This window comes from Pleomorphomonas sp. NRK KF1 (genome assembly GCF_023721755.1).
In the GTDB taxonomy this organism is placed as follows: domain Bacteria; phylum Pseudomonadota; class Alphaproteobacteria; order Rhizobiales; family Pleomorphomonadaceae; genus Pleomorphomonas.
In genome coordinates this window covers 21,746-33,912 of sequence record NZ_JAMDLH010000008.1, presented here as the reverse complement: position 1 = coordinate 33,912, position 12,167 = coordinate 21,746, and the positions used below count along the sequence as shown (strand labels likewise).

General features: G+C 67.4%; 10 protein-coding genes. 3 read left to right on the top strand and 7 right to left on the bottom strand.

The genetic code is table 11. The annotated features are described in order from the left end of the window. Window positions 1–26: 26 nt before the first annotated feature. The 3 genes from M4J39_RS18575 to M4J39_RS18565 form a co-directional block, all read right to left on the bottom strand. Complete coding sequence (locus tag M4J39_RS18575; protein ID WP_251729978.1) at window positions 27–668, bottom strand: glutathione S-transferase family protein; 642 nt, start codon at window positions 666–668, stop codon at window positions 27–29. A 10-nt stretch (window positions 669–678) separates the two neighbouring features. After that, entirely contained in the window at window positions 679–1,158 is a 480-nt protein-coding gene (locus M4J39_RS18570) for a VOC family protein (protein ID WP_251729977.1), read from the bottom strand. A 68-nt stretch (window positions 1,159–1,226) separates the two neighbouring features. Continuing rightward, on the bottom strand, window positions 1,227–1,847 hold the full coding sequence (locus M4J39_RS18565) for a TetR/AcrR family transcriptional regulator (RefSeq protein WP_251729976.1): 621 nt from the start codon (window positions 1,845–1,847) through the stop codon (window positions 1,227–1,229). 257 nt (window positions 1,848–2,104) lie between these two features. Between M4J39_RS18565 and M4J39_RS18560 the strand changes: the two genes are divergently transcribed. Continuing rightward, window positions 2,105–3,349: an efflux RND transporter periplasmic adaptor subunit gene (locus M4J39_RS18560; RefSeq protein ID WP_251729975.1), complete on the top strand. Its 1,245-nt coding sequence runs from the start codon at window positions 2,105–2,107 to the stop codon at window positions 3,347–3,349. Next, complete coding sequence (locus M4J39_RS18555; RefSeq protein WP_251730155.1) at window positions 3,349–6,450, top strand: efflux RND transporter permease subunit; 3,102 nt, start codon at window positions 3,349–3,351, stop codon at window positions 6,448–6,450. Before M4J39_RS18560 ends, M4J39_RS18555 begins: the two co-directional genes overlap by 1 nt. 105 nt (window positions 6,451–6,555) lie before the next feature. Here M4J39_RS18555 and M4J39_RS18550 read toward each other — a convergent pair whose 3' ends face one another. The 3 genes from M4J39_RS18550 to M4J39_RS18540 all read right to left on the bottom strand — a co-directional run bounded on the left by M4J39_RS18550 (window position 6,556) and on the right by M4J39_RS18540 (window position 9,329). Continuing rightward, window positions 6,556–7,122 carry a DUF1097 domain-containing protein gene (locus tag M4J39_RS18550; protein WP_251729974.1) on the bottom strand — a complete coding sequence of 189 codons (567 nt, stop codon included), beginning with the start codon at window positions 7,120–7,122 and terminating at the stop codon, window positions 6,556–6,558. Window positions 7,123–7,270: 148 nt separating this feature from the next. Then, window positions 7,271–8,101, bottom strand: coding sequence for a phosphoenolpyruvate hydrolase family protein (locus tag M4J39_RS18545; protein ID WP_251730154.1), 831 nt, complete (start codon window positions 8,099–8,101; stop codon window positions 7,271–7,273). A 16-nt stretch (window positions 8,102–8,117) separates the two neighbouring features. Beyond that, a complete protein-coding gene (locus tag M4J39_RS18540; protein ID WP_371875482.1) occupies window positions 8,118–9,329 on the bottom strand; it encodes a Tm-1-like ATP-binding domain-containing protein in 1,212 nt (403 codons plus the stop codon). A 221-nt stretch (window positions 9,330–9,550) separates the two neighbouring features. Here M4J39_RS18540 and M4J39_RS18535 point away from each other — a divergent pair, with 221 nt between their 5' ends. Beyond that, entirely contained in the window at window positions 9,551–10,228 is a 678-nt protein-coding gene (locus M4J39_RS18535) for a phosphoenolpyruvate hydrolase family protein (protein ID WP_251729973.1), read from the top strand. 3 nt (window positions 10,229–10,231) lie between these two features. Here M4J39_RS18535 and M4J39_RS18530 read toward each other — a convergent pair whose 3' ends face one another. Beyond that, on the bottom strand, window positions 10,232–12,115 hold the full coding sequence (locus M4J39_RS18530; protein ID WP_251729972.1) for a phosphoenolpyruvate hydrolase family protein: 1,884 nt from the start codon (window positions 12,113–12,115) through the stop codon (window positions 10,232–10,234). Window positions 12,116–12,167: the final 52 nt, after the last annotated feature.

Here is a 12,167-nt window from a genome sequence, read left to right as displayed (position 1 = left end):
GTGATCAATAGTCCACCAAGAAGACCTCAGATCCCCTCCCGGAACACCTTGAGCTGCGCCTCGAACGCCCGTTGATAGGCGGGGCGGGATTGGCCGCGCGCCACGTAGGCGGCGAGGCTCGGGAACTCGTCGAGGATGGGCGGCCCGAGGCGCATCAGCACCGACACCATCAGCAGGTCGCCGGCACTGAAGGCGCCGTCGAGCCAGTCGTCGTCGCCGAGCTGGGCCGAGAGCTGCGACAGGCGGACGCGGATGCGCTCCTCGGTGAGGCGCAGGCGCGCCTCGCCCCAGGTCTCGCCGCGTTCGCTGAGCGCCGTCGTTTCCCGATCGAGGATGGGCGGCTCCACGGTGTTGAGCGCCGCGAACATCCAGGTGATCGCCCGCGCCCGTCCGTTCGGCTCCTTGGGAAGCAGGCCATCGTGGCGCTCGGCGATGTGGAGGATGATCGCCCCCGTCTCGAAGAGGGCAAGGTCGCCCTCCTCATAGGTCGGGATCTGGCCGAAGGGGTGCAGCGCGAGGTGATCGGGCTCCTTCATGGCCTTGAAGGACACGAGCCTGACCTCATAGGGCTGGCCCGTCTCCTCCAGCGCCCAGCGCACGCGCATGTCGCGCGCCAGGCCCCGGCCGCCGTCGGGCGACCGCGCGAAGGCGGTGATCGTCGGGATCATCCGGATCTCCTCAGGCAGCCGCCGCCTTTTCCAATGTGGCGATGTCGATCTTCCGCATCGTCATCATGGCGTCGAACACCCGCTTGGTCCTGGCGGCGTCCGAGCCGGCCATCAGGTCGAGCAATACCCTCGGCGTGATCTGCCAGGAGAAGCCCCAGCGGTCCTTGCACCAGCCGCACTCGCTCTCGGCGCCACCGCCGTTGACGATGGCGTTCCAGTAGCGGTCGGTCTCCTCCTGGGTCTCGGTGACCACCATGAAGCTGACGGACTCGTTCGGCGTGAACACCGGCCCGCCGTTGAGACCGACGAACTTCCGGCCGAGAACGGTGAACTCCACCGTCAACTCATTGCCCGCCTTGCCGCCGGGAAAGTCGCCGGGGGCGGCGTTGGCCTGGCCCACATGGCTGTCGGGAAAGGTCGCGGCGTAGAACTCCGCCGCCTTGCGGGCCTCGCCATGGTCAAACCACAGGCACGTCACGAGATCGGTCATGATGGTTCCCTCCTCTTGAAACCCTGAGCCATTGGGCGCCCGGCGACCGTCCTCGCCGGTGCCCCGCGTCATGCCGCCGGCACCCGGCCGAACAGCAGCTCGATGTAGCGCCTCAGATGGTCGACGCTGTCCTTGGCCACCTCGGCCCCGCCCTTGGCCTTGGCCAGGATGAAGGCGCCCTGCAGGACCGCCTGCGTATGGAGGGCCAGCGACTGGGCCGTCCACCCGGTCGCCACCATGCCCCGTTCGGCCATCGCCGCCTCGATGTCGGCGACCAGCGTCGCCGCGTGGCCGCTGATGCTGCGGTCGCAGGCGTCGCGGATCCCGGGCGCCGTCTCGTAGGTCTCCTGCACCATGGTGCCGACGAGGCAGGTGAAGTCCGGCACCCCGCCGGCGATGAGGCTCTTGCGGAAGTCGACATAGGCGAGCACGCGGTCGAGCGGGTCGGCGTGCCGGTGATAGGCCGCCTCGGCAAACAGCGCCGAGGTGGTCTCCGACCAGTGGTCCGCCGCGGCGACGCCGAGCGCATCCTTGCTCTTGAAGTGGTGGAAGAAGGCGCCCTTGGTGACGCCGGCCGCCGCGCAGAGCTCGTCGACCGTCGACGCCGAATAGCCCTTGTGGCGGATTACCGACAGCGCGGCATCCAGGAGCTTCGAACGGGCATCCATCTTCGCGGCCAGCCTGAACATCGCCTCGCCTCCTGGCAGTCTACATACCAACTAGTCGGTATAGAAACAAGTGGAGATTTCCGATGAGGCCGGGCGATCGCGACGACCGCTTGTTCCCCGCCGACAAAATTGCATCAATGTGTAACGTGGACGGCGATTTCCATGAATTGCCACAGTTGTTTCGTCACTCATCGACCAAAGTCGACATAGGCTGGCGACACCCGCCACGACGGTGTGCGACTCCATCCAGACCGACAAGACGAAACGGACCATCGGCGATGAAAAGAACGCTTGGAATCATTCTGGCCGCCACCGCGGCGGCCGGCCTCTACTGGCGCGACGGCCTCGTCGCCGTCACCACGCCATACGTTTCCAGCGCGTTCGCAGCCGTGTCGGCCACCGCGACGCCCGTTGCCCCGGGCAACGGAAAGGCCGCCCCAGCCACCTCCGGCAATCGCCGTGGCGCCGCCCCGACGCGCGTCGCCACCGTGGCGGCAACGGCGGAGGACATGCCGATCGAGCGCCGCACCATCGGCGCCATCGCCTCGCCGGCCAACCTCACCGTGACCACCGAGACCTCGGGCCTCGTCACCGACATCCTGGTCGCCGACGGCGCCGACGTGAAGGCCGGCGACGTGCTGGTCCGTCTCGACAGCCGCATCGCCGAGGCGACCGTCGAGAAAGACCGGGCGGCGCTCGCCCGCGATCAGGCCACGCTCGACCATGCCCGGGAAACCGCCGCCCGGCAGCAGAAGCTGCTCAGCAACGAGGCGGTGTCGCAGCAGTCGCTGGAAGACGCCGACGCCGCCGTCAAGACCGCCGAGGCGACGGTGGCCGTCGACCAGGCGAGCCTGAAGTCCGACCTCGTCACCCTCGACCAGAAGACCATCCGCGCCCCGTTCGACGGCCGCCTCGGCGCTGTCGGCGTCGTGGAAGGCAGCCTCGTGCAGCCGGGCACGGCCATCGTCCGCCTGACCCGTCTCGACCCGCTCTATGCGAGCTTCGCACTGTCCGAAAGCGACGCCGCTCTGGTCCGGTCGGCGCGCGCCGCCGGCAAGCCGATCGAGGTGTCCGTCACCCCGCTCGGCGCCACCGACGCCTTCACCGGCACCGTCGATTTCGTCGATGACGCCGTCGACGCCGCATCCGGCACCTTCCTCGCCCGGGCGACGCTTCACGGCGTCGCCGACCGGCTGGTGCCGGGCCAGTCGATCGCCGTCGAGGCGGCCATCGGCTCGATGCCCGTCGTGGCGGTGCCGACGGTGGCCTTGCAGGCAACGCAGCAGGGCAGCATCGTCTATGTCGTCGGCGCCGATGGAACGGTGGCCGCGAAACCGGTGACGGTCGCGCTTTCCGTCGGCGACCGCTCCGGCCTGTCCTCGGGCATAAACGCCGGAGACCGGGTGGTGGTGGAAGGACAGGTGCGCCTTGCCGATGGCATGAAGGTGATCGACACCTCGGCCGACGCCGCCAACGGCAAGCCCGGCGCCGGCAAGCCGACCAGCACGGCGGAGGCGCAATGATGAGCCTCCCGGCCCTGTTCATCCGACGGCCGGTGGCCGCCATCCTCCTGGCGCTCGGCCTGTCGCTCGCCGGCTTCTTCGCCTATCGGCTGTTGCCGGTGGCCGCCCTGCCGCGCGTCGATTTCCCGACGATCACCGTGTCGGCCCAGCTCTCCGGCGCCTCGCCGGAAACCATGGCGACGGCGGTGGCGACACCGCTGATCAAGCAGTTCCAGACGATTTCCGGCATCGACACCATCTCCGCCCGATCGTCGCTCGGTTCCACCTCCATCACCCTGCAGTTCGAGCTCACGCGCGACATCGACAGCGCCGCCGCCGACGTGCAGTCGGCCATCGACTCGGCGCGCCGCCGCCTGCCCGACAACATGACCTCCGACCCGAGCTACCGGAAGGTCAACCCGGCCGACATGCCGATCCTGCTGTTGTCGATCACCTCGCCGACGGTTCCGCTCACCGAGATCGACTCGCTGGCCCAGAACGTGCTGTCGCCAGCCATCTCCACCATCAGCGGCGTCGCCCAGGCGCAGATCTTCGGCTCGCAGAAATACGCCGTCCGCATCGAGGCCGACCCCGACCGCCTCGCCGCCCGCGGCATCGGCCTCGACCAGCTCGCCACCGCCATCGCCAACGCCAACAACCAGTCACCGGTCGGCAGCATGGACAATGCCGCGCAGACCATCACGCTCGACGCACCGACCCAGCTGACCTCGGCCGATGGCTTTCGCACGCTGATCGTCGCGTCCAGCTCCGCCGGCCCGGTGCGCCTCGGCGACGTCTCCACCGTCATCGACAGCGTCGAAAACCGCAACTCCGCCAGCTGGTACGACGGCACGCGCGCCATCACGCTGGCCGTCCAGCGCCAGCCCGACGCCAACACCGTCGAGGTGGTCGACGCCATCAAGGCGGCGCTGCCGGCCATCACCGCCCAGTTGCCGGCCTCGGTCAGCGTGTCGCTGATGAACGACAACTCCGCGCCGATCCGCGCCGCCGTCGCCGACGTTCAGTTCACGCTGCTGCTCACCATCGGTCTCGTCATCCTGGTGATCTACCTGTTCCTCGGCAAGCTTCTCACCACCGCCATCCCGGCCATCGCCGTGCCGCTGTCCATCCTGATCGCCTTCGGGGCGATGTACGTGCTCGGCTATTCCATCGACAACATGTCGCTGCTCGCCCTGACGCTGTCGGTCGGCCTCGTGGTCGACGACGCCATCGTCATGCTGGAGAACATCGTCCACCACATCGAAAAGGGCGAGAAGCCGATGGCCGCCGCCTTCAAGGGCGCCGCCGAGGTCACCTCCACCATCATTTCCATGTCGCTGTCGCTGATCGCCGTCTTCCTGCCCATCCTCCTGATGGGCGGCGTGGTCGGCCGCCTGTTCACCGAATTCGGCATGGTGGTGTCGCTGGCCATCACCGCCTCGGCGCTGGTCTCCCTCACTGTGACGCCGACGCTGGCCGCCCGCCTGCCGACCGGTATCGGCAAGCCACCGGCCCGCTACAGCCTCGCCGGCCTGTTCGACGCCGGCTTCGCTCGGGTGCTCGCCGGCTATTCGAAAAGCGTCGGCTGGACGCTCGGCCACCCGCTGCCCGTGGCGCTGGTCTTCCTCGCCACCTTCGCCGGTTCCGCCTGGCTGTTTGCCGACCTGCCCAAGAGCTTCCTGCCGCAGGAGGACATCGGCCAGCTCTCCATCTCCACCCAGGCCCGGCAGGACATCTCCTATGACGCCATGGCCAAGCTGCAGAGGCAGGCGGCCGACGTCGTCGCCCGCGATCCGGCCGTCGCTCACGTCAACGCCCAGGTCGGCACCTCGCAGCTCAACTCCGGCAACATGAACGTGCAGCTGAAGCCGCGTGACGAGCGCGATGCCATGGACGCGGTGGTCGGCCGGCTGCGCCAGTCGCTCGGCCGCGTCGTCGGCCTCCAGAGCTTCGTCACCCCCTCGCAGAGCCTGCGCCTCGGCGGCCGCTCCAGCCAGAGCCAGTACCAGCTCGTCGTGCAGTCGCTCGACGCCACCGAGCTCGGCGACTGGGCCGAACGGCTGCGCGGGGCCATGGCAGCGGAGCCCGGCACCTTCACCGACGTCGCCACCGACTTGCAGAACAACGCGTTGCAGGCCCGCATCGTCATCGACCGCGACCGGGCGGAAAGCCTCGGCATCAACGCCGCCACCCTGCGCAAGACGCTGGGCGAAGGCTTCGGCGAGCAGTCGGTCGCCGACATCCAGTCGACCGGCGACAGCTATTCGGTGATCCTCGAATACGATCCCAACCTCGCCTGGAGCAACGACCGCCTGTCGGAGCTGCGCGTCCGCTCCTCCACCACCGGCGCGCTGGTGCCGCTCACCGCCTTCGCCTCGGTGGAACGGAAGGCCGGCCCCGTCACCGTCAACCAGACGGGGCAGCTCACCTCGATCACCGTCTCCTTCAACCTGCCGCAGGGCGTGTCGCTCGGCACCGCCACCACCCGCATCGAAACCCTCAAGCAGGAGATCGGCCTGCCGTCGACGGTGTTCACCTCGTTTGCCGGCACGGCGCAGGTATTCGCCGACTCGACGGCCAACACGCCGCTTTTGATCCTCGCCGCCATCCTCACCATCTACGTGGTGCTCGGCGTGCTCTACGAGAGCTTCATCCACCCGCTGACCATCCTGTCGGGCCTGCCGTCGGCCGCCCTCGGCGCGCTCCTTGCCCTCAAGCTCACCGGCATGGACCTCTCCATCATCGCGCTGATCGGCATCCTGATGCTGATCGGCATCGTCAAGAAGAACGCCATCATGATGGTCGACGTGGCGCTTCAGCTGATGCGCGAGGATGGCGCCAAGGCCAGGGACGCCATCCACGAGGCGGCGACCCGGCGCTTCCGCCCGATCATGATGACCACCTTCTGCGCCCTGCTCGGCACGCTGCCCATCGCCATCGGCCACGGCGCCAGCGCCGAACTGCGCCAACCCCTCGGCGTCGCCGTCGTCGGCGGCCTCGTGGTCAGCCAGTTCCTGACGCTTTACATCACCCCGGTGATCTTCATCGGCTGCGAGAAGCTCCGCAGCATGGCCTCAAGGCGCCGGCGCGAACCGGCCGTGGCCGAGCAGCCGGCGGAATGATGACATACGCCAATGATCGTCTGTGGCCCTCGTGGGCCACAGACGATCGGCTTCACCTGTTCGAGGGCGTATCCGGACGAGGTCGCTGGCTCAACGTCGCCGGACTTACCGCTTGGTGGGGAACTGCAGGGCGACGGTGATGACGCCGAGCAGGATCCCGAAGGCAGCCATCGCCGTCGCCCAGATGGCAGCGGTGATCGGCATCAGCGATGCCGGCCCCAGCTGCGGATAGGAGCTGGTGAAAAACACCGCCAGCCCCATCGAGATGCCGTTGAAGAACGGCAGGCTGCCGTCGATGAAATGATGCGACCACTTCATCGAATAGACCATGAAGGCGATGACGACGAACAGCGACACCGCCGTGGGAATGTCGCCCGGCGTCACCATGGCCGGCAGGAAGCCGAAGATCGGGATGATGGCCAGCGAAAGACCGGTCAGCACGGCGGCATAGCCGAAGCTGATGAGGATCGTCGGGATGACCTTGGGCTTGGCGCCGAGCGCGAAATACTCCGCCCAGGCGATGAACGCGCACCAGAGCGTGAAGTTGTATTTGCCGAGCCACAGGCCGAACGGCAACGATATGACGACGGTGATGGCCACCGCCAGCCAGAGCGGAACCCGGTTGATCACCACCGGTCCGGGTGTTTCGACAGCTGCTGCACTGTTGCTCATGACGTTTCCTCCCGTTTTATCTGATATCTGCTGAACTCCCCTGCCGCGGAAATGCCGCCTCGTTTCAACTCCCTCATGCGGCAAACCCCTCCCGTCCGGCCGGACGCAGCCGGACGGAAGATGGCCATCCCGCGACAGACGATCCGCGTCAGCGGCGGATTGTCTTGAAGCGCTTGGTCTGCTCGGTGAGAGCCCGCTCGGTCGGCAGGCGCTCCATGCTGGAGGCGCCATAGAAGCCGTGGCAGTTCGGGCAGTTCTTCAGGATGTAGTTGGCGTCATCCGGCTCGGAAATCGGCCCGCCGTGGCAGAGGACGATCACGTCCTTGCGCACCTTGAGCGCTGCTTCCGCCCACTCGTTGATCAGCTTGGGGCAGTCTTCGAGCTTGCGCGACGTCTGGGAACCGATGGCCCCGCCGGTCGTCAGGCCCATGTGACAGACGATGATGTCGGCGCCGGCCTTGGCCATCGCCCGAGCCTGATCGGGATCGAACACGTAGGGCGTGGTCAGCATGTCGAGTTCGTGCGCCTTGGCGATCATGTCGATCTCCAGGCCGTAACCCATGCCGGTTTCTTCAAGGTTGGCACGGAAGATGCCGTCGATGAGGCCGACGGTCGGGAAGTTCTGCACGCCCGAAAAGCCGAGGTCGCCGAGCTTGCGAAGGAAAGGCTCCAGCAGCATGAACGGATCGGTGCCGTTGACGCCGGCCAGCACCGGCGTGCGCTTGACCACCGGCAACACTTCCGACGCCATTTCGACGACGATGTCGTTGGCGTTGCCATAGGCCATCAGGCCGGCCAGCGACCCGCGTCCGGCCATGCGATAGCGGCCGGAATTGTAGATGACGATGAGGTCGATGCCGCCGGCCTCCTCGCACTTGGCGGACAGGCCGGTGCCCGCGCCGCCGCCGACGATCGGATCGCGGGCAGCGATCATCTTGCGGTATTTGTCGAGCAGGGCCGCACGTGTGAACTTGGGCATCATGAAGTCTCCTTGATCAGGCTATTTCGAGGAAGTTGGCGACCAGCGCCGCGATGAAACCGGCATCGTTGATGTGCTCGGGACGGCGGATGAGGCGGCGGTTCGCCGTCTGGACGACGGTCCGCTCCAGCGCGTCGAACAGCGCCTTGTCGGCTTCCGGGTCGTGAAACGGTTGGCCGGGCCGGTCGATCATCGAGACGCCGCCTTCCGGGATCAGCAGGCGAACCGGTCCTTCCATCCTGTTCAGCCGCTCGCCGATCCACACGCCCATGCAGGCGTTTTCCTCGGCCGTGGTGCGCATCAGCGTGACTTGCGGATTGTGAGGGTAGAAGCAGCGGCCGCTGTAGTGAGCGGGCACCGTTTCCGGCGCGCCGAAATTCACCATGTCCAGAGCGCCGCAGGACACCACATAGGGCAGTTTGGTGCGAATGATGGCGCCGAAACGGTCCTCGGTGCAGGCAAGAACGCCGCCCATCAACAGGTCGCACACCTCGGTGGTCGAAATGTCGATGATACCGGCCAGCAGCCTGGAGTCGGCGAGCTTCTCCATCGATTGGCCGCCGGTACCGGTGGCGTGGAACACCAGACAATCGTAGCGATCGGCCAGGGCGGCAGTGACGCCCTGCACGCAGGGCGTTGTGACGCCGAACATGGTGAGGCCGATGGCCGGCTTGCCGGCGGCGCTGGGCGTGCGATGGTGGGCGATCATGCCGGCCAGCGCGTTGGCGGCGTTGGAAAGAACCTGTTCCGAGATGCGGTTTATTCCGGAGACGTCGGTCACCGAATACATCATGCAGATGTCGGAGGGGCCAACATAGGGACGGACGTCGCCCGAGGCCATGGTGGACACCATCACCTTGGGGACGCCGACAGCGAGATCGCGCATGGCCGGCGTCACCAGCGCCGTACCGCCGGACCCGCCGGCCGAGATCAAACCGCCGAGGTCGGTCCGTGACGTGATGAAGCGGCGGAAGGCCAGCGTCATCGCCGCGATGGCCGATCCTCGATCGCCGGTAAACACGGCGGCGGCTCCTTCTGGGTGATGCCCGGCGACCGTGGCGGCCGAAATGTCGGCCGAGGACTTGGCACCGGTGGTGCTGAGATCGACGGTGACGGCCCGAACGCCGGCAGTTCGCACGCAGTCGGCGATGAAAGTGAGTTCATGGCCCTTGGTATCGAAGGTGCCTGCGACGTAAGCTACGCCGGGACCGGCGGATGACGATGGCATCTGGATTTCCTCCCGAAATGAGGCGGACTCCCGCGCCGCCTTGACTAAAAAGAACGCAAGTGCCGTGCCATGAGGCAAACCAGCAATAACAAGGCGTTTTGCCCGCGCCCAATGGGTAAAGAGGAGAGAACTTCCCAAAAATACCCATTTTTACCCATTCATTGACAGACCTTAACCAACCGCCCCAGCGCGGGCGATCCGGCGATCCAGGGAGGAAAGGCGTGCTGAAAAACGGAGAGATCGTCGATCGGGTCACTCGGAGCGCGGGCGGATTTCAGATCGTCTGCCCTCACTTCGCCGGGCTGAGCGCGGAAGAGGCCGATCTGGTCGGCTGCCTTCCGACCGGCGACGCCAACGGCGCCCTGCTGGCCGCGGCCGGCAGCCTTGGCGGCAAGGACGGCGTCTTCGCCGGCATCCTCGCGGCCGATCCGTTCCGGCCGGCGCCGATGCTCCTCGGCCTCATCAAGGAGGCCGGCATCCGCGGCGTGACCAACCTGCCGACCGTCGCCGGCATCACCGACGGCCTCGCAGAAGCCCTGAGCCATGCCGGTGTCGACTATGCCGCCGAGCTCGAGACGCTCGCAATGGCGGCGGAACAAGGCCTCGACGTCATTGCCGTGGTGAGGACGGTAGCGCAGGCCCGTGAGGCGACGGCGGCGGGCCTGCGGCAGCTTCTCGCCTATCCGCCTTTCGCTGGCGACGATCCGTCGGACAGAACCCGCTCTGCCGCGATCACGCTGGACACAGCCCAGGTCATTCGCGACGCCGCGCCCGAGGCGACTATCCTGGCCTTCCGCCACCCGGCCTATGGCTCCATCCTGGCTCCGCTGATCGCCGCCAGCGATGGCGTTGTCGACTGGTCGATCACGCGCCGCGAGATGAGGGATCGGGCCGGCTGACGATCACTCGATCCCGTATTGGCGGAGCTTGTTGTAGAGCGTCTTGCGCGACAGGCCGAGTTCCTGTGCCGTGGCGCCGCGCCGGAAGCGATTGCGGCGGAGCGCCTCGAGGATCCAGTCCCGCTCGGTTTCGGCGGTGACGGCCGATGTGTCGGCGATCGTTCCGGCGTTGGCGACCCGGATCGGAAGCTGCGTCACGTCGCGAGCCGCCGCCCTCTCGCCGAGCAGAGGCACCAGATCGGCAGCGCCGATGACTTCGCCGTCGGTAAGGATCGCCGCCTGTTGCACCACGTTGCGCAACTCGCGGACGTTGCCCGGCCAGGAATGGCCGATCAGCAGTTGGTAGGCGATATTGTCGATCACCTTCGGGCTCGCGCTGTGGCGGGTGGCAAAGTCCGCCAGGAAATTCTGCGCCAGGAGCGGAATGTCGTCGATCCGCTCGGAGAGGGCGGGAACGCGGATCTCCAGCTGGCTCAGGCGAAAGAACAGATCCTCGCGGAACCGGCCGTCGGCGCTCATCGCCCTGAGGTCGCGATGGGTGGCGCAGAGCACCCGCACGTTCAGTTGATGCGCCTGGTTGCTGCCAAGCCGTTCGATGACGCCGCTTTCGAGAACGCGCAGCAGCTTGCCCTGCAGCGACAGATCGAGATCGCCGATCTCATCGAGGAACAGCGTGCCGTTGTTGGCCTCCTCGAAGCGCCCGACGCGCGCCCGACTGGCGCCGGTGAAGGCGCCGCGCTCGAAGCCGAACAGCTCGCTTTCCATGAGATCGCGCGGGATGGCAGCGCAGTTGACGGCGACGAACGGACAGTCGCGCCGCCGGCTGCCCCGGTGGAGCGCCTGTGCCACCAGCTCCTTGCCGGTGCCGCTCGCTCCGCGGATCAGCACGGTCAGGTCGCTGTCGGCGAGGCGCTCGATCATGCGAACCAACTGCGTCATCGCCGCCGATCGCCCGTAGAGACCGAACCGCCGCCCGTCGCCCAGCATCGCGGTCTTGAGCGCCTCGACCTTGCGCGTCAGGCCGGCCACCGCCTTGAAGGCCGCCGCGGTATCGACGACCGCCGTTTCCAGCGGAATGCGATCGAGCGTGGAGCTGGCGATATAGCCGTCGGCGTTGCCGGCCTGGCAAACTTCCGCCGCCGCCTGCGGCGTGACGATGGGCCCGCCTTCGACGAAACAGAGCGTCTTGGGATTGAGGCGTCGCACCTGCCGGAACACCGCCTTCGCCTCGGCCGCCGCGCCGGCCGTATCCTGCGTGGCCGGTTCGCCGGCAAAGCCACCGGCCGTCCAGCCGAAATTGACGCAGACGAGCCGGCTGCCGGCCGCCACCATGTCGGCCGCCTCCTGGCCGGTACGAACATAGGCGGCGGCCAGGAGACCGGCGTCCTTCGCCGCCGAAATCAATTCGACCTCGCGCTGCCAGCCAAGGCCGGCCCGGGCCATCCGGGCCCGCCTGTCGCCGTCGAGCAGAATGACGCTCGGGAAGTTGATGACGCCATCGAACCCCCATGACGCGATCTGCCGGACGAGCTCTGGAATATCGGTGCGCGGATCGAGGGTCGAGGCGCCGAACAGCACGGGCACGTCGACGCGGCCGAGAATTTCGGCCCTGGCGAACTCCGCCACGAAGGCGTTGGTCTGATGGATCGGCAGCATGGAGACGACCGACGGCGCACCCATCACCCGAACCCGCCCGGCGCTCAGAGCCAGGATGAAATCGGCGCCGCCCCGCACCGCCGAGCGCGCCACCAGCCCAGCCCCGATCGCCGCCCCGATGGCAAACCGACCGGCCGCGCCGATCGTGGGGCGCTCCTGGGCCGACCGCTTCGGCGCGGACGCCGTGGCCTCCTCACGCGCCGCGCCATCATCGTTCGAGCGCTTCATCATGACCAACCTTGCCCTTCGCGCCAATGGAGCGACACAGCCATCTTCCAGCCGC

Excerpts from the sequence above, each read along its gene's own strand:
- M4J39_RS18555 (WP_251730155.1), top strand. The coding sequence starts at position 3,349 with ATGAGCCTCCCGGCCCTGTTCATCCGACGGCCGGTGGCCGCCATCCTC.
- M4J39_RS18545 (WP_251730154.1), bottom strand. The coding sequence starts at position 8,101 with ATGCCCAAGTTCACACGTGCGGCCCTGCTCGACAAATACCGCAAGATG.
- M4J39_RS18550 (WP_251729974.1), bottom strand. The coding sequence starts at position 7,122 with ATGAGCAACAGTGCAGCAGCTGTCGAAACACCCGGACCGGTGGTGATC.
- M4J39_RS18565 (WP_251729976.1), bottom strand. The coding sequence starts at position 1,847 with ATGTTCAGGCTGGCCGCGAAGATGGATGCCCGTTCGAAGCTCCTGGAT.
- M4J39_RS18575 (WP_251729978.1), bottom strand. The coding sequence starts at position 668 with ATGATCCCGACGATCACCGCCTTCGCGCGGTCGCCCGACGGCGGCCGG.
- M4J39_RS18560 (WP_251729975.1), top strand. The coding sequence starts at position 2,105 with ATGAAAAGAACGCTTGGAATCATTCTGGCCGCCACCGCGGCGGCCGGC.
- M4J39_RS18530 (WP_251729972.1), bottom strand. The coding sequence starts at position 12,115 with ATGATGAAGCGCTCGAACGATGATGGCGCGGCGCGTGAGGAGGCCACG.
- M4J39_RS18540 (WP_371875482.1), bottom strand. The coding sequence starts at position 9,329 with ATGCCATCGTCATCCGCCGGTCCCGGCGTAGCTTACGTCGCAGGCACC.
- M4J39_RS18570 (WP_251729977.1), bottom strand. The coding sequence starts at position 1,158 with ATGACCGATCTCGTGACGTGCCTGTGGTTTGACCATGGCGAGGCCCGC.